Source organism: uncultured Helicobacter sp. (assembly GCF_937893305.1).
In the GTDB taxonomy this organism is placed as follows: Bacteria; Campylobacterota; Campylobacteria; order Campylobacterales; family Helicobacteraceae; genus Helicobacter_D.
The window spans coordinates 37,443-54,051 of the sequence record NZ_CALBGN010000012.1 but is presented as its reverse complement, the minus strand read 5'-3'; the positions used below and the strand labels follow the sequence as shown (position 1 = coordinate 54,051).

18 protein-coding genes are annotated in these 16,609 nt (G+C 34.3%); 2 read left to right on the top strand and 16 right to left on the bottom strand.

The window, feature by feature from the left end:
* From Q0358_RS02260 to mltG, 4 genes are all read right to left on the bottom strand, one after another.
* Positions 1-1,128 carry a 2-oxoglutarate synthase subunit alpha gene (locus Q0358_RS02260; protein ID WP_299546587.1) on the bottom strand — a complete coding sequence of 376 codons (1,128 nt, stop codon included), beginning with the start codon at positions 1,126-1,128 and terminating at the stop codon, positions 1-3.
* A 10-nt stretch (positions 1,129-1,138) separates the two neighbouring features.
* Positions 1,139-1,450 (bottom strand): 4Fe-4S binding protein, encoded by a 312-nt coding sequence (locus tag Q0358_RS02255; protein ID WP_221531310.1) that lies wholly within the window; start codon positions 1,448-1,450, stop codon positions 1,139-1,141.
* Positions 1,451-1,544: 94 nt separating this feature from the next.
* Positions 1,545-2,486 carry a malate dehydrogenase gene (locus tag Q0358_RS02250; RefSeq protein ID WP_299546582.1) on the bottom strand — a complete coding sequence of 314 codons (942 nt, stop codon included), beginning with the start codon at positions 2,484-2,486 and terminating at the stop codon, positions 1,545-1,547.
* A 146-nt stretch (positions 2,487-2,632) separates the two neighbouring features.
* Positions 2,633-3,532 (bottom strand): endolytic transglycosylase MltG, encoded by a 900-nt coding sequence (gene mltG / locus Q0358_RS02245; protein ID WP_299546580.1) that lies wholly within the window; start codon positions 3,530-3,532, stop codon positions 2,633-2,635.
* Between mltG and Q0358_RS02240 the strand changes: the two genes are divergently transcribed.
* Both Q0358_RS02240 and nth read left to right on the top strand, forming a co-directional pair.
* Positions 3,504-6,098: an AsmA-like C-terminal domain-containing protein gene (locus Q0358_RS02240; protein WP_299546578.1), complete on the top strand. Its 2,595-nt coding sequence runs from the start codon at positions 3,504-3,506 to the stop codon at positions 6,096-6,098. The two genes, mltG and Q0358_RS02240, sit on opposite strands and share 29 nt — an antisense overlap.
* A 10-nt stretch (positions 6,099-6,108) precedes the next feature.
* Positions 6,109-6,765, top strand: coding sequence for an endonuclease III (gene nth, locus Q0358_RS02235; protein ID WP_299546576.1), 657 nt, complete (start codon positions 6,109-6,111; stop codon positions 6,763-6,765).
* On the opposite strand, the gene folE is transcribed toward nth, so the two are convergent.
* From folE to atpD, 12 genes are all read right to left on the bottom strand, one after another.
* Complete coding sequence (gene folE / locus Q0358_RS02230; protein ID WP_299546574.1) at positions 6,762-7,328, bottom strand: GTP cyclohydrolase I FolE; 567 nt, start codon at positions 7,326-7,328, stop codon at positions 6,762-6,764. The genes nth and folE overlap by 4 nt on opposite strands.
* A 10-nt stretch (positions 7,329-7,338) precedes the next feature.
* Positions 7,339-8,262 (bottom strand): zinc metalloprotease HtpX, encoded by a 924-nt coding sequence (htpX, locus tag Q0358_RS02225; RefSeq protein WP_299546572.1) that lies wholly within the window; start codon positions 8,260-8,262, stop codon positions 7,339-7,341.
* On the bottom strand, positions 8,255-9,388 hold the full coding sequence (truD, locus tag Q0358_RS02220) for a tRNA pseudouridine(13) synthase TruD (protein ID WP_299546570.1): 1,134 nt from the start codon (positions 9,386-9,388) through the stop codon (positions 8,255-8,257). The genes htpX and truD overlap by 8 nt, the downstream gene beginning before the upstream one ends.
* A 15-nt stretch (positions 9,389-9,403) precedes the next feature.
* A complete protein-coding gene (locus tag Q0358_RS02215; RefSeq protein ID WP_299546568.1) occupies positions 9,404-9,922 on the bottom strand; it encodes a peptidylprolyl isomerase in 519 nt (172 codons plus the stop codon).
* A 20-nt stretch (positions 9,923-9,942) separates the two neighbouring features.
* Entirely contained in the window at positions 9,943-11,193 is a 1,251-nt protein-coding gene (locus Q0358_RS02210) for a tetratricopeptide repeat protein (RefSeq protein WP_299546566.1), read from the bottom strand.
* Positions 11,194-11,211: 18 nt separating this feature from the next.
* On the bottom strand, positions 11,212-11,715 hold the full coding sequence (locus Q0358_RS02205; RefSeq protein ID WP_299546564.1) for an OmpA family protein: 504 nt from the start codon (positions 11,713-11,715) through the stop codon (positions 11,212-11,214).
* Between the two features lie 77 nt (positions 11,716-11,792).
* Complete coding sequence (gene tolB, locus Q0358_RS02200; protein ID WP_299546561.1) at positions 11,793-13,070, bottom strand: Tol-Pal system protein TolB; 1,278 nt, start codon at positions 13,068-13,070, stop codon at positions 11,793-11,795.
* Positions 13,071-13,072: 2 nt separating this feature from the next.
* A complete protein-coding gene (locus Q0358_RS02195; protein ID WP_299546559.1) occupies positions 13,073-13,807 on the bottom strand; it encodes a TonB C-terminal domain-containing protein in 735 nt (244 codons plus the stop codon).
* On the bottom strand, positions 13,800-14,198 hold the full coding sequence (locus Q0358_RS02190; RefSeq protein WP_299546557.1) for an ExbD/TolR family protein: 399 nt from the start codon (positions 14,196-14,198) through the stop codon (positions 13,800-13,802). Before Q0358_RS02190 ends, Q0358_RS02195 begins: the two co-directional genes overlap by 8 nt.
* Before the next feature lie 14 nt (positions 14,199-14,212).
* Positions 14,213-14,785 carry a MotA/TolQ/ExbB proton channel family protein gene (locus Q0358_RS02185; RefSeq protein ID WP_299546555.1) on the bottom strand — a complete coding sequence of 191 codons (573 nt, stop codon included), beginning with the start codon at positions 14,783-14,785 and terminating at the stop codon, positions 14,213-14,215.
* Positions 14,782-15,174 (bottom strand): ATP synthase F1 subunit epsilon, encoded by a 393-nt coding sequence (atpC, locus tag Q0358_RS02180; protein ID WP_299546553.1) that lies wholly within the window; start codon positions 15,172-15,174, stop codon positions 14,782-14,784. The genes Q0358_RS02185 and atpC overlap by 4 nt, the downstream gene beginning before the upstream one ends.
* Positions 15,175-15,184: 10 nt before the next feature.
* Positions 15,185-16,588, bottom strand: coding sequence for a F0F1 ATP synthase subunit beta (gene atpD, locus Q0358_RS02175; protein WP_299547031.1), 1,404 nt, complete (start codon positions 16,586-16,588; stop codon positions 15,185-15,187).
* Positions 16,589-16,609: the final 21 nt, after the last annotated feature.

The window sequence follows — 16,609 nt, the reverse complement described above, 5'->3', positions numbered from 1 at the left end:
TTACAACTCCTTAATTTTATTGATAATCTCAATTGGAGATAATGGGCGACCATTTGCTTTTGCTAAAAGTGCCACATCTTTTTTCATACTATGCTCTACTTCTTTAGCATATTGCCCTTTATTTAACTCTGCGACTAAAATTTTATCAAAGCGTTTGCCAAGCTTTGCTAGCTCCGCCTTTGGAGAAGGCCAAAGTGTAATTGGTCTAAATAACCCTACCTTTTTCCCCTCTTCTCTTAATCTATCTACCGCTTCTTTTGCGCTTCTTGAAGCTGAACCATAAGCAATTAGCAAAGTGTCCGCATCTTCTAACTTGTATTCTTCATAAGTAACAATTTCATCAGCTTTACTTAAAATTTTATTAAACAACCGATCAATTAACTTTTGTGATAGCACTGCATCTTCTGTTGGAAAACCTGTTGGTCCGTGATGTAACCCTGTAATATGATAACGATACCCCTTAAAGAAAGGATTCAATACAGCTGGTTCATCATCTGCAACATCATAAGGTTTATAGGAGTTTTTATCACCTGTGTATTCTTTACGCTTTATAATGTTTTTTTGCACTTCGTTAAGATCTGGAACAATCGCTTTTCCGTGCATATGTCCTAGTGTTTCATCTAAAAGTAAAAAGACTGGAGTCATAAACTTTTCAGCCAAATTAAAGGCACGCACCGTTTCTGTGTATGCTTCTTCTAAGCTCCCTGGACATAGTGCAATAGACTGATAATCTCCGTGCGTTGGGTTTGCTGCTTGTGCAATATCACCTTGTGCAACGCGCGTTGGAAGACCAGTTGAAGGACCACCACGCATAACATTAACAATTACCAAAGGGACTTCTGCCATAAAACTCAATCCAATTTGCTCAGACTTTAAAGAAATTCCCGGACCTGAAGTTGCCGTCATAGATTTAACACCACTCATTGAAGCACCAAGAGCCACAGAAATTCCACCAATCTCATCTTCCATTTGTATAAATGATCCATTTTCTTGTGGTAACATTACACTCATTTCGTGAGCAACTTCACTAGAAGGTGTAATAGGATATCCACCAAAAAACTTACAGCCAGCATCAATTGCAGCGTGCGCAACAAGCTCATTTCCGCTTGAAATTAATTCTCTACTCACAATTCACTCCTTAAACTGCCATATAGCCATTAGCTTTAATGGCCTCTGCTCTTTGTTTTGCTTCATCAGTGATTTTTGCAAATTTAAATTCTTTTCTATCTGCAACTGAAATCGCAAAATCTGGACAATGTAATTCACAATCTTGACATCCAATGCAACTCTCTGGATGAATAATCTCTACCATTTTACCTAAAACTCTGTTTTCATCAAGTCGCATAGCAAGCGTTCCTGAAGGACAAACAGATACACATAAATCACAAGCTTTACAACGATCTTCATTAACCCAAACAGGTGTGTTATCAGGGGCTTTTAATAATCCCATTTTAAACTCCTTAATTTTCTAAAATTAAATCTATTTCACCTAAATTTCCTACAACCATTAATATTGTCTTGCGCTATGCCTCCTTGAAATAGATTTAAAAATATTCTTGCTTTAATGTGTCAATCAAATCCTTTACAGATTGAATTGAACGATCAAATTGAGCTTTTTCTTCTGTATTAAGCTTTAACTCTACAATACGCTCAACACCGTTAATCCCAAGCTCTACTGGAACCCCACCTACAACATCATTATAGCCATATTCACCTTGTAATAACACAGAACAAGGGAGAATCTTATGACTATCACTCATAATTGCAACAACCATTTCTGCAGTTGCTCTAGCTGGCGCAAAATATGCAGAGCCTTTTTTGAGACAATTTACAATTTCTGCTCCCGCATTTCTTGTGCGCGCTATAACTTCTTCAATTTCTTCTTTGCTAAGAAGCTCTGCTAAAGGCACACCATTTACCATGCAAAAACGCGCTAAGGGCACCATATCATCGCCGTGTCCTCCCATTACAGGAGACATAATTTGTCCTGGCGCACATTGAAGTTTTTCGTAAATAAAACTTGCCATTCTAGCACTATCTAAAACTCCCGCCATTCCTAAAATTTGTTTAGGACTAAAACCCGTTTCTTTTAATGCTGTATAGACCATTGCGTCCAAAGGATTCGTTACAAGCACAACAATAGCATCTGGAGAATTTTCTTTAATATCCTTTGCAATCTCACTAATAACCTTTGCATTTGCCAACAATAAATCATTACGACTCATTCCGGGTAATCTTGGAGAACCTGCTGCAATTACAATCACATCACAACCATTCAAATCTTTTGAAGATGCAATGACCCCTAATTTTGTGAATTTTGGACCCACGCAAGAAGCCTGAAACATATCAAGCAACATTCCTCTAGCCCTATCCTTATCTTTATCTTGTAAGACAATTTCATAAGGAGTTGTTGCAGATAGGATATAAGCCAAGGTTGAACCTACATTTCCTGCGCCAATAATTCCGACCTTTTTCACTCTCTCCATCACATCTTTCCTTAAAATATAATTTTGGATTTCAACTGCAAAAAGCAAAATTTTATTTAACTTTTTGTTTTAAACTTCATCTAGGTATTGTTAAGTATTTTTTCTTAAATTAATCTTATTTTTAAAATTTTTAGCCATTCTTTTTATTATTTTGAGAAATTATTGATATGTTCATTATAAGTTTTACTAAAAGAATGCACCCCTTTTTTGTTTCTTACAAAATAAAGATAATCAACATTTGCGGGAAATATCGCCGCTTGAATCGCCTTAAAACTTACGCTTCCTACAGGAGCTTCTGGGATTCCATCATTACGATAAGTATTATAACTTGTTGTATCATTTCGTATCATCTCTGGCGTTATTTTTGTGTGTGAATATTTACCATAATTTAATGAGCCGTCCATTTGTAAGCGCATCTTCTTCTCTAAGCGATTTCTAATGACTGCTGAAACAAGTGGCATTTCTTCTTCATTTGCAGACTCTTTTTGGATAATAGAAGCAATAATAACATATCTAAACCACTGCTTTACATCATACTCTCCTAAAAATTTAATCGCCCACTTTTTATGCTCGTTTAAAGAAGTATTAACCAAGTAATACATTAAATGCGATGCGCTAATGCCCTTTGGAACTTTATAGGTGTTTGCTAAAATCACACCATCTGGCATTGGTGCGTATTTATTATATGCTAATTGCAAAGCTTTTTCATCTAAGTCAAGCTTCAAATTCATTTCTTTAATGAAAAAATATAAAGTTTCTCCCGGAATTAGCGTAATCTCTTCTAAAACTGCCTTAGCTGTTGTGAGTCTATAAAGAAAATCACCCTTGCTTAATTTCTCTTGCGCAATATCTAACCAACCACTTTGTGGATAGCCAAAAAATCGCACTAAATACTTATCTCCTGCAGTTAAATCAAAATTATTTGCTTGCAAATATGCTATAATAGCATTAGTTCCACCTTTTGGGATATAAACAACACGACTGGATTGCATTGAAGTTTGCAAATAAAAACACAAAATGATTAAAACAATAAAAATACCATCCATTAAAACACTGAAGCTTATTTTATTTCTTACATTTTTTATAGGCTTATTTATCACTTTTTATACCTTTTTACACACGGGAATTAGACTGGAGCGCTTTAATTTAGTTGGCTCACAAATTGAAGGATTCTATCTAAGATTAGATAAAAAACTTATTTTAGAAATTCAATCTTTACATTTAAAACATTTAGATTCCAATGATTCTAACAAAAACTTTTCAATCTCTTCACAAGTTACCATTGCTAAAAATGTGCATTTTATCCTGCAATATTTTCAAAAAATTAATATAAAAAGCATTAACATCAAAGATTATCAAGCAAGTTTATTTTACGATGGCGATAATTTCACATTAAATCTCCCAGAACTCTATGCCAAACTTAATCTTATAGAAGACGCTTCTAAGGTGTTAATCCAAATCCACGATTTCTATCTTAAGTCCTATGGAATTTATTTTCAAGGTAATGGCGTATATGATTTAAGGAGACAAGAAGCAACAATGCAAGGGAGCTTGGATTTTTTAAACCAAGAAAGCTACTATTCTTATGCGCGTTTGGATCTAAATATTTTTAGTGATTTAAAAACTCTTAATATTAAGGGCTCAAGTAATATTTTTAATGATATTAAATTTTTGCGTCAATTCTTACCAGAAATTAAAAACAAGCTTGTAGATGCGTGGATTTTTGATAATTATAGTGTAGAAAATATGCAAATCAATGATTTTGCCATTACAATTCCTCTAAATAGCAAACAGATTCTGCAAGATTCTATAAATTCTTTGTATGTTTTAGCCACCGCTAAAAATGCTGAAGTGATTTTTCACCCAAATCTTCAAGCTGCACACGCAAAATCCTTAAAATTACTTTTTCAAAATAACGCATTAGAATTTTATCCAGAAAATCCAACCTACAAACAATACTCCGCTAATGGCACAAAAGTGTCTTTAAAAGATCTCACTAGCAAAACCCCTAGTCTTGAAGTCTTTTTAAATACTACTGCTCCTTTGGATTCCAACATTAAAGAAGTATTAGACGCCTATCATATCACTTTACCAATTAGTGCTCCTAAAGCTAAAATTTCAACCAATCTTTTTATTCATCTTGATTTGCTAACCCACGAACTAAAAACAAAAGGGAGCTTCAAAGCAGAAGATTCCATAGCTTTATTAAATGGCACACCATTAAACTTCAAAGCATTAAATGTTACTTTAGATAATCATATTATCAAAGTGGAATCCAAAAATATTGCTTACCAAGATTTATTAAGAGGGGATTCCAACTTTATTATTGATACTTCCAATAAAACAATTAGCGGTGAATTTTTAACACATTCTCTTATGCTTTTAAACACTGAAATTTTACAAATCTCTAACCACAATCTCCCTTTTCATATTAATTTTACTGACCATAATGCAATCCTTTTAACTCTTCCTACCTTTTTCTTTCAAGCCAAACTTAATGCGCCCTATACCTTTAAGATTGATAATCTCACACCTTTAATTCCTTTTTCAAAAGTCCTACAAGATTATAAAATCACAAATGGTGAAATCTCTCTAAACACACAAGACTTCTCCACTTATAAAGCCAAGATTTCTCTCCAAAGCACACAAGATATTCTCTTGCACAAAACAGACAACACGCCTATTTCTGCACTTGATTTAGATTTACATTATGATTCTGATGGCTTTTTGTTAAATAGCCAAACTTTTCATTATGCAATAACTAAAGCAACCCAAAAAGTGAGCTTTAAAGATGTTAATCTTAACTTAAATAGTAAAAACCTTACAAGCACCAACCCAAAAGATGCTGATATTCCAACACTTGTTGAGGGTAAAAACACAAATTTACTTTTTAAAGATTACACAATTTTAAGCGATTCTTTTTCTTTTAATCTCCACAATGACACAATTCAAGGCACACTTAAACACAAAAATGGAAATGCCGATTTTTATAAGCGTGGCAAATCTATTACTCTTGATGCTAAAGAATTTGGAGATGATTTTTTAAATACCATCGCAAAGAAGCATATTGTTAGCAAAGGACGCTTTTTCATCAATGCAAATACCAACGAAAAAGGTGTAATTGTTGGAGAAATGCGGCTGCTTAATACTTCACTTAATGAATTAAATGTCTTGCAAAACCTTATGGCTTTTATTGATACGATTCCATCTTTGCTGAGTTTCAAGATTCCGGGCTTTAATGATAAAGGTTATTATTTAGAAGATGGCAAAATCTACTTTGGATTAAATGATACATTTTTAGCTATTGATAAATTGCATTTTAAAGGCTCTTCAATTGATATTAATGGACAAGGTATTATTCAGCTAGAATCTCAAAATATAGATTTTAACGCAGAATTAATCACCGCTAAAGCATTAAGTGGAATTATTAATAAAATTCCACTTGTGAATTATATTGTGTTAGGCAAAGAAGGAAAAATCTCTACAAACTTTAAAATTAGTGGAACAATTCATCAACCACAAATCCACACCCAAACTACTCAAGACCTTCTACTTTTACCTTTTAATATCTTAAAGCGTGCTATTACTTCACCTTTTGAAGTCTTTAACTAAGGAATCCAAAATGACAAAAACTCCAAAAAAAGCCACAAAAAAAGAAGCGCAAGAAATCAAAGCGCTTTTTTTAGAACATTTTAAAGGCGCTAAAACAGAACTTATTTTTTCAAATGATTTTGAACTTTTAATTGCTGTAATGCTTTCAGCACAATGCACAGATAAGCGTGTTAATCTCATCACTCCAGAACTTTTTACAAAATTTCCCACCCCACAAGCACTTAGCCTAGCAGATTTAGATACCATTAAAGCGTGCATTAAAACTTGTAGCTTTTTTAATAATAAAGCAAAAAATCTAAAAGCAATGGCAAGAGAAGTTTGCGAAAAATACAATGGAGAAATCCCACTTGATAGAGAAATTTTAAAAACACTGCCAGGAGTTGGACAAAAAACCGCTAATGTTGTATTAATAGAATCCAAAGAAGCAAATTTCATCGCCGTAGATACTCATGTTTTTAGAGTCTCTCACCGCTTAGGTTTAAGTTTTGCAAATACTCCACTTGCCACAGAAACAGAATTAACAAAAATCTTCAAAGATAATCTCGCCACACTTCATCAAGCAATGGTTCTTTTTGGGCGTTATACTTGCAAGGCAATTAATCCAAAATGTGAAGAATGTTTCTTGAGTCATCTTTGTAAAAGCAAAACAACCTATCGTTGTAATTAATTGCGAATTAGCCCCATAAACTCTTCTCTTGTGCGATGATCACTTTTAAAAAGCCCACGAATTGCACTTGTTAGCATTTGACTGTTTTGCTTTTCTACGCCACGCATTACCATACACATATGCTTTGCTTCTGCTACCACCATTACGCCCTTTGGCTGCAAAACTTCCATTAGCGTATCTGCGATTTGCGCAGTCATTTTTTCTTGGATTTGCAAACGCCTAGAATACACTTCCACAAGGCGTGCCAATTTTGAGATTCCAACCACTTTGCAATCAGGGATATAGCCAATAGACACCCTACCAAAAAAAGGCAACAAATGATGCTCACACACAGAATAAAATTCAATATCTTTTAACACCACCATTTCATCGCAAGCACCTTCTGTAAAAACTGTGCCTAGAATCTCTTTTGGATCACTCTTATATCCACTGTAAAGATGCTCCCAGCTTTTTACCACACGCTTTGGGGTATCTAGCAATCCCTCTCTATTGCGATCCTCTCCAATGTAATCAAAAATAGAACGAATAAGCTCTTGTGCATTTTCTTTTGTAATTTCCTTCATTTTGGATTCCTTATGAATTCAATAGTGCTTTGATACGATTTTCAATACTAGGATGTGTGCTAAACATTTCTCCAGCTGAAAAAATATATAAAGCTTGACGTGTGGGATTTCTATCGCTTTGTGAAAAATCTGATTGCGCATAGTTTCCACTAATTTTTTGCAAAGCTTGAATCATAGGTGCACTATCTCCTAGCAAATAAGCAGCTCCAGAATCTGCCATATATTCTCTTGAACGGCTTAAAAACATTTGCAAAACAAGCGTTAAAAGCGGCAAAACAAACTGCAAAATAAGCAAAATCGTTCTTGCTGCATTTGCACCTTTCTCTCTAGAGCCCCCCAAAAACATATATACGCCATAATTGACAACCAAAAGCATAATATTACTTAGCACTCCGACCATTAAAGTCAAACGAATATCTCCGTGCCTAATATGACTTAACTCGTGTGCCATCACCGCTTTTTGCTCATTGTAGTTTAGATTTCTAACCAAAGTAGTTGTAAGTGCAATTAAAGAGTTTTCCGAGCTCCAACCACTTGCAAATGCGTTCATATAAGGCGCGTCCATTAAATATAGTTTTGGACGAAAAGGTAAATTTGCAATCTCCACTAATTCATCAAGCATTTTTGTAAGATTTTTTTCTTGAAGATTTGCTTCAGAGCCTGCAATAATTTCTTTATATTCACTTCCACTAAGCAAAATTTGCTTGAAATTGCTAATTGTAAAAAACACAACAACAAAAGCGATTCCAAATAAAGCCAAAGTAACCAAGGGAAACTCTTGCAAAGTCAAAAGCCTGTAAAACCCACCACTAAGCGTGCTTGCATTTATTCTAACAACATCTACAAGCAAACCAATAAGTGAAAAGATTAATACATACAGCACAATTACACAATTTGTCTTAAATTGATTTTCTCTTATAATCCTATCAAACATTCTCCCCTATCCCTTCTGTAATCTCTCTATGAGCCAATTCTCTTAATAAATTTGTTGCATATGCTCCCTTGGGCAGAAAAAAACAAAGTTCACCTTGCGCTTCTTCTGTTTTATAATAAAACTCCAAATTCTGCGGAAAAACCCAAGCATAACGGCGTTGTCCAGCATTTAAAATGTTGGAATCCAAAAATTGTCTTTCAAAAAATTCTGCACAACCTTCCGCAAACATCACCTTTTTGCCGCTTAATAATCCTGTTGGCGCAAGATCTTTTTGTAAAAAACGCAAAGACTCTCTTTCTAAATTCTCCAATATAAAATGCTTGCCAAATGGATAATGACACAGCAAATCTCCTTCTAGCAACCTAAAAGGATGTTTTTGCTTTTTTAGAGCGTTACAATATCCTTGATCTTTAAAACAAGTTGGAATCGCATTTGTCTTAGCATAAATCTCCAATGCTTTTGAAAGTTCTTTCCCACTATGTGTAGCAATAATATGCGAAAAATCAATGCGCAAAGAAAGCCATAAATTAAATAAAAAACTTTGATATGCACTAATTAGAAAATTTTGCATTTTTTTATCGCGCAAACGCCGTTTGCTTTCTATAATCTCCTTGCCTTGCAGATAATTCTTGCCATCTATTCCAAATCTCTGATAACCAAAATAATTTGGGATTCCAAACTGCTTAATAGATTCCACAACTTGCACAATTTTTTGGGCATTTAAGGAGCTAAGTTTTTTGATACGAATAAAAAACTTATTGCCTTTTAAATGCCCAATTTTGATTTTGTTATGATGAAAATTGGAATCTAAAATTTTAATTTCAGGGTGAGTAAAATCTTCTAATTTATCTTTTATAAAATGTGGCAAACTTATATACTGAATTGTAAGAGCATTTTTATCTTTTAATCCAGCATAACCAATATCCTTTTCCTTAATACCAAGGTGATTAGAGAGAATCTTTAATGTCTCAAAAGTTGTTAAATTTTTTTTGCGTAGCTTTAAAACTAAATGCGCTCCATCGCCACTAAAGGGATAGAGCGGAACTTCCTCCACAACAAAATCACGCGGACTTTGTTTAAAATAAAATTCTATTGGAGAATGCGTATAAGCAAAAGAAAGATTCATAGCATTAAGCAAATGTTAATGACAACCACATCCGCCACCACAGCAGCCACCACCGCCACCGTGATTATGTTCTTGATAATGCAATCCACAGCTTAACTCTTTATCTGTTGCTTCGCGCGTTGCTAGAATAGTTACAGAAAAATTTAGCGTTTTACCAGCTAATGGATGATTATAATCTACAATAACCATATCATCATTAAAATCTTTAACAATCACTTGCACAGTTTCACCATTTTCTCCTTGTCCAAAAAGCGTCATTCCTTGTTGCAAATCAATTCCCACAAATTGATCGCGTGGCACTTCTTGAACATAATCTGATCGATATTCACCATAAGCGTTAATTGGAGCAATAATCACTTCTTTTTTATCGCCCACTTTCATTTCAGCAACAGCCTCTTCTAAGCCTTTGATAATTTCTCCAGCACCCATAATAAACTCAAGAGGTTTCCCACCAACATTAGAATCCAAAATCTCACTTGCACCTTCTTCCTTTACGGAATATTCAATACTTACAACTTGATTTTTATTAATCATTATTTTCTCCTGATTTAAATTTATTTAATTAGTTTTTTTGCTTCTCTTGCTTCACTAGTCTTTGGATATAAAGCAATCAAAGTTTCCAAAAACCGCTTTGCATTTTCTTCTTCTTTAAGTGCTATAAAAGATTTTGCGCTATGCAACATTAAACGAGGCATATAATCAGCTTTGTCATAACGCGTCGCACTTGTCTTATAGTAATAAATGGCATCTTCATAACGCTTTTGTTCAAATGCAACTTCTCCTAGCAGATAATTCCCGCGAGCCGGTTTATAATTACCCTTTAGCGCAAACTGCAAATACGCATCAGCTTTTTTATAGTTTTTATCTTTATAGAATTGCTCACCTTCTTTAAAAACATTTGCTAAAGGCTTTTTCTTAAGATCTTCAACACCTAAATCTTCAGTGGAGCTACTCTTTTCTTTAGCCTTAGTAGATTGTGCGTCTTTTGTTGCTTTTGGTTCAACTTTTTCAATTTTTTTGCCATCTTTGCTAATATTATTGGAATCCATCTTATTAGATTTTTGACTCTCTTGGCTTTCTTGTTTTGTGTCTTTATCTGTATTTTCCGCCTTTTCATCCATAGGCAAATTTTCTATACTTTGAGCATTAAGTGAATCTAATACTTGATTTTCAAGTTCTAATGTTTTAATCTGTGTTGCATTATTTTCTACACTTGCAATAAGTGCATCTACCGCCAAATAAGCATTTTGTTCTTCTGTCTTTTTTACATTTCCAACAGCCTTAACATCTTGAGCATTTTTTGCAGTATCTGCAATACGATTTACTTTAGATTCCACATTGCTAGCTGTAGCAGAACTTGTTGTGGTAGTCTGCATATTCTCTAAGGTTGCGATTTTTTCTTTTAGCACACTGATTTCATTTTGCATTTGAGCATTTGTTTTTTTAATTAAAGCCCCAAGCGCAGAAATACTTTGCTTGATTTTTTCAATATTTTCATTTTGCAAGGCAAAGTTAGAATCCGTATGTTTTCTAACTTCTGCAATGATTGCATTATTTTCGCCTCTTAAAAGCTCTATCTTACTTGCGACATCTTGTACTCTTTGAAGCTGTCCTTCAAAAACACTTTTTAAACCTTCTTGTGATTCTTCAATAGTTCTCACTTGTGTAGAAAGATTAAAAAGTTTTTCATTAAGAATTTGCGATTCCGTCTTTTGAGGTGCAGTTCCACCTGCATTAAATGCAGATGGCTCTTGCGCAACAACCAAACTTGCAACAACCAAACTTGTAGCAAATAACCTTCGCAAAAGAAGCCCCTCTTTTAACTATGGTAACATTTTAAATGTTACTTTTCTATTTTCCGCCCAACATTCTTTTGTTTTTGCTGTACAAGTTGGCTTGCTTTCACCATAACTCACTAAAACAGTTTTACCCTCTTCTACACCTTTAGCTACAAGAGCATCTTTAACAGCAACTGCTCTTTTTAAACCTAGGGCATAGTTATATTCATCTGTTCCCCACTCATCAGTGTTGCCTTCAATTCTTACTGTCAATAGTCCCATTGCTGGAGATGTTAGAACATTAGCATCGCCATCAACTACACTCTGCATATCATTGCGCACAACAAACTTATCAAAATCAAAAAATACACTTTGAAGTTGATTTTCAACATAATTTATTCTCTCTTCAATTGTTGCAAAGTTATCTTGACCACTTGCATAACCTTTACCTTGAGTTGCATCTGTATTGGAATCTACTCCGCTTTTTTGACTACAACCAGTTACCAACAACACAGCCGCTAATGAGCCTAAAACTAGAAACTTTTTCATTTCTTTCTCCCTAATTTTTTTTAAAAAACATAAAATTATACCAAAAAAAAATTATTTTGCTACAAAATTTATTTATTTTACCAATCCATTGATTGAATTACACCGCCCTGCAATGGAAATAATAAAGTTTTATTATAATTTAAACGAATTATCCCAAGAGCACTTTGATTTGCTTCGTGTTTAATATACATAATTGTTTCCCCATCTTTTGCAAAGCGTGGCAACTGATTTACACCATTTGCACTCAATCTGCGAATAAAATCACTCTTTGTAGAAACCAAATAAAGATTAAAGGTATTACGACTAAATTCTTCACTACTTTCACGACTAGAATATACAATGTAATTACCATGTGCATTTGCTGCATTATTATTACGTCCGTGAAAAACCATCTGTTCAACTTTCCCAGAAGCTTCTCCACTAGTTGGAATCGCAAACACATTCGGATACCCTAAGCGATCAGAAACAAACATAACTCTTTCTTCATTGTCAATGAAGTTTCCACTCACATCAATACCACTATACTTTGTAAGTCGCTTTAATGCACCATTTGTTACATCATACATAAAAATATCAGGCTGTTCATTTGGAGCCATTGTCACTAAGATTTTATTCCCATCATTACTGACATCTGAAGCAACAAGCATCCCATTGCTATCAAACATTTTCTTATTTTGTCCTGTTGTTAAATCAAATCTAAAAAGTGTAGGCTTATCAAGATATTTTGTATAATAAAAAGCACTTTGTGTTGTATTCGCCCATTTAGGAAAAATATTTAAGCCTCCACTTATCACTTTCTTTTTATAACTCAGTGTGTAATCACTCATTATAATATCACTCTCACCAGATTTTGTATAATAAGCAAGAATAACCATACGCTCCATCCAATCTACGCTTGGAGCTTTTATGTAATTATTAATATCAATTGCCATTTTATGCGCTAAAAAAGGATAGGCTTCTTGTTGCGTGTTTTGATATTCTTTGCTTAAGGCAACTAAACCAGAATTTGCATCATAAAGCTGAAGTTTTGCCATTACGCCATTACCTACTTTTTCTGCTTTAATACGCGCAACTAAGTCAATCTTATTTTTGCGATATTCATCAAAATTTAGCATCTCACTAGAAATTGTCTCTTTTGATTCTTGCACCACAAAATGCCCTGTAACCTTCAAATCCGCAATAAGCATCTTAAAAATTCTTTGACTAAACTCACGCTCAGAAAAATTACTACCTGCATTTTGCACCAAAATACTAGGAAGATTCCCAAATTTTTTTACAACCTCTAAAGTTGCATCAACTTGATTTGCACAAGCAAATTCAAAAACACACATCAACACAAAAACAATTTTCTTCATTTTTACACCTCAGTTTTAAAAGTTACCATAATTTTAGTGCTACTCCCACCATCATAAGGTGGAAATTCTTGACGACGCATTATATCCAAAAAGGCTTTTAAAGCTTCATCAAATTCAAAATCTCCCGATTTTTTAACAATTACATAAGAGAATTTACCTTGTGCATCAATGGTGATTGCAACTTCTGAAAAATGCTGAGTTGCCGTGCGCATTGGATTCCAATTTTGCGCTAAAATCTCATGAACCTTCGCATAAAAAGCATCATACTCTCCTTTTGGAGTAGCAAAACTTAATGTTTTTTGTGTATCTAAATTTGCCATAATTTTTTCTAACTCGTCACTTAAATTCTCACTTTGCGCACTTTCTTTTGCTTTTTTGTTTTTAGCAATTTTATCATTTTGGCTAGGTGGCTTTGTCGATTTTACTGGCATTTTAGATTCCACCTGTTTAAAAAGATCATTAATTCCAATTCCAACATTTGGACTTACAGAAGCACTTTCTTTTTTTACAGGAATCTCTTTGACTTTTTTCTCTGATCTTTTTTGTGTAACCTTAATCTCTTTTTTAGGCTTAGATTCTTCAATTAAATCAATACTAAAAGTTGTCTCCTTATATGTTGTATAGGCTTTTGGAGGCTCGCTTACAGCACTTAGACGCCACAACAAAAGAGCAATCATTAAGGCATAACAACAAAGAGAAATACTTCCACTTGTTAAAAATAAAACAACTCTAACCATCAGTAACGAGTGAAACCCTTGAAAATCCACTTTGTTTTGCAATCTTTAACACATAAATGACATCATCGTATTTTAAATTTTTGTCCGCACGAATATATACTTGTGTATTTTTATCATAAGCATTTGCAAAAACAACAAAAGCATCTGGAAAACTATCAAAGCTCAACACTTCATCTTTTAAATAAATATTGCGTTGAACATCTACGCGAATCTCTATCTTGGAATCCTCTTGCATTTTTGCACTTTTTGAACCTTGTGGAAGCGCAATCTCTTCTTGATAAACAATTACAGGAGCAGTTACCATTAAAATAGCCAATAACACCAACATAATATCAACTAAAGGCGTAATATTAAGCTCTGGAGTTTCGTCCCAATTATAATGCGATTTCAAAAATTACTCCAACTCTAAACAGTAGCTTTAGGGGAAATTAAAACATTAATTTGTAATTGCAAATAAGTATTAAGCTCAAAAACCTTACGCTTTAAAAAGAGATTAAAAGAATAAGCGGGAATTGCCGTTAAGATTCCAGCTGCAGTGGCAACAAGTGCTTTTGAGATAATAGGAGCAATAATATCTAAAGTTGCTCTTGAGTTTTCTCCAAGCTTTGAAAAAGCCTCTAAAATTTCAACAACCGTTCCAAATAGTCCAATAAAAGGAGCAGTGGAAGCAACAATAGCTAAAAAGGTCAAGCCAAGAGTCGCGTCTTTAATTGCCTTATCTAATGCAAATTGCAACATATGTTCTGTTAATTTCTTATCAATTCCAACCAAATTAGAACCCAACAATGAATTTTTAGGTAGCGTATTGCGACCACTTAACAATGTTTCTAAGCATTTCTCTTCGCTTGACAAAGCCATAGTAATTGAAAAATAGCGATACATAAAAATCCAAAGAACCAAAATAAAATATAATGACAACCAAGAAAGAATGACCACGGTAGTTATTCCGTAGCCCTCTAGCAATGAAAGAAAACTCACAACACACTCTTTGCAGCATTTTCAATGCGTGAAACCACCATTGAAACTGCAATATTGTTATCTGTTGATTCTTCAAGTAATTGTTTTGCACTAGCAATAGCTTGAGCAATTTCTCCTTCACTATCACCATTGATATCCACTGCGCCCTCTGCTAAAACATCTACACTTGTTTCATCAACTTTTGCGTATCCCCAATTAATTGCAACAATTTCTTTTTTGCCATCAATCTTTTCAATTTCAATAACACCTGTATGCAATGTTGTTACGACACCAACATGCCCAGGCAAAACACCAAACTCACCCTCACTACCAGGAAGAGTAACACTTCTTACAGAATTAGAAAAAATCTTACCCTCTGGAGTAACAATATCTAGCTTCAAGGTTTCCATATAAAAATCCTTATCCGTTAGCTTTCATTTTCTCCGCTTTTTCAAGAACCTCATTGATATTACCCACCATATAGAAAGCGTTTTCTGGAATCTGATCATATTTACCTTCTAAGATTCCTTTAAAACCTTCTAGCGTCTCTTGTAATGTTACATATTTACCTGGACTTCCCGTAAAAACTTCTGCAACGAAAAATGGTTGAGAAAGGAACTTTTCAATTTTTCTTGCGCGTTCAACAACTTTTTTATCTTCTTCAGAGAGTTCATCCATTCCCAAAATTGCAATAATATCTTGCAAATCTTTATATTTTTGAAGTACTTGCTGCACACTTGTTGCAATTTTATAATGTTCTTCTCCTACAACTTGAGGATCTAAAATTCTTGAAGTAGAATCTAGAGGATCCACTGCTGGATAAATCCCTTTTTCTGCAATTTTTCTATTTAACACCGTCGTTGCATCAAGGTGAGCAAAAACAGAGGCTGGTGCTGGGTCAGTTAAGTCATCTGCTGGAACATATACTGCTTGAACAGATGTAATTGAACCTTTTTTGGTTGATGTGATCCTTTCTTGAAGCTTTCCCATCTCGCTAGCTAGCGTTGGTTGATAACCTACTGCAGATGGAATTCTTCCAAGAAGTGCTGACATCTCTGCTCCAGATTGCGCATATCTAAAGATATTATCAATGAACATCAATACATCTAATCCTTTTTCATCACGGAAATACTCCGCCATTGTAAGACCCGTAAAAGCGATTCTATTTCTAGCACCCGGTGGTTCATTCATTTGCCCATAACATAAAGCAACTTTATCCAAAACACCTGACTCTTTCATTTCATGATAAAGATCATTTCCTTCACGTGTTCTCTCGCCAACTCCTGCAAACACAGAATAACCACTGTGTTTAAAAGCAACATTATGGATAAGCTCCATAATAACAACCGTTTTCCCAACTCCTGCACCACCAAATAAACCAACTTTACCGCCTTTAGAATAAGGAGCAAGCAAATCTACAACTTTAATTCCCGTTTCAAACATTTCTGTTTTAGTGCTTTGATTCTCAAAAGTTGGCGCACTTCTGTGGATTGACCATTTTTCTGGATTATTAAGTTCTTCTCCGCCATCAATCACATCGCCTGTAACATTAAAAATTCTACCCAGAACTTGTTCGCCAACTGGAACCGTAATAGGATTACCTCTAGCACTGACTTTTTCGCCTCTTGTAAGACCTTCTGTCATATCCATAGCAATTGCACGCACACGATTATCGCCAATATGCGCTGCAACTTCCAAAACTAACTTACGATTCTGTCCATCAATTTCAAAATCTATATCCAACGCCTCATTAATTGCAGGCAGATATGATTCAAAATCAACATCAACCACAGGACCCATTACTTGAATGATTTTTCCTACCATATTTTCTGACATTTACTATAC

Bases quoted from the DNA above. Each gene is read 5' to 3' on its own strand.
- atpD (WP_299547031.1), bottom strand. From the start codon at position 16,588: ATGGTAGGAAAAATCATTCAAGTAATGGGTCCTGTGGTTGATGTTGAT.
- tolB (WP_299546561.1), bottom strand. From the start codon at position 13,070: ATGAAGAAAATTGTTTTTGTGTTGATGTGTGTTTTTGAATTTGCTTGT.
- Q0358_RS02250 (WP_299546582.1), bottom strand. From the start codon at position 2,486: ATGGAGAGAGTGAAAAAGGTCGGAATTATTGGCGCAGGAAATGTAGGT.
- Q0358_RS02215 (WP_299546568.1), bottom strand. From the start codon at position 9,922: ATGATTAATAAAAATCAAGTTGTAAGTATTGAATATTCCGTAAAGGAA.
- folE (WP_299546574.1), bottom strand. From the start codon at position 7,328: ATGAAGGAAATTACAAAAGAAAATGCACAAGAGCTTATTCGTTCTATT.
- Q0358_RS02195 (WP_299546559.1), bottom strand. From the start codon at position 13,807: ATGGTTAGAGTTGTTTTATTTTTAACAAGTGGAAGTATTTCTCTTTGT.
- nth (WP_299546576.1), top strand. From the start codon at position 6,109: ATGACAAAAACTCCAAAAAAAGCCACAAAAAAAGAAGCGCAAGAAATC.
- Q0358_RS02255 (WP_221531310.1), bottom strand. From the start codon at position 1,450: ATGGGATTATTAAAAGCCCCTGATAACACACCTGTTTGGGTTAATGAA.
- mltG (WP_299546580.1), bottom strand. From the start codon at position 3,532: ATGGATGGTATTTTTATTGTTTTAATCATTTTGTGTTTTTATTTGCAA.
- atpC (WP_299546553.1), bottom strand. From the start codon at position 15,174: ATGGAAACCTTGAAGCTAGATATTGTTACTCCAGAGGGTAAGATTTTT.
- Q0358_RS02205 (WP_299546564.1), bottom strand. From the start codon at position 11,715: ATGAAAAAGTTTCTAGTTTTAGGCTCATTAGCGGCTGTGTTGTTGGTA.
- truD (WP_299546570.1), bottom strand. From the start codon at position 9,388: ATGAATCTTTCTTTTGCTTATACGCATTCTCCAATAGAATTTTATTTT.
- htpX (WP_299546572.1), bottom strand. From the start codon at position 8,262: ATGTTTGATAGGATTATAAGAGAAAATCAATTTAAGACAAATTGTGTA.
- Q0358_RS02240 (WP_299546578.1), top strand. From the start codon at position 3,504: ATGATTAAAACAATAAAAATACCATCCATTAAAACACTGAAGCTTATT.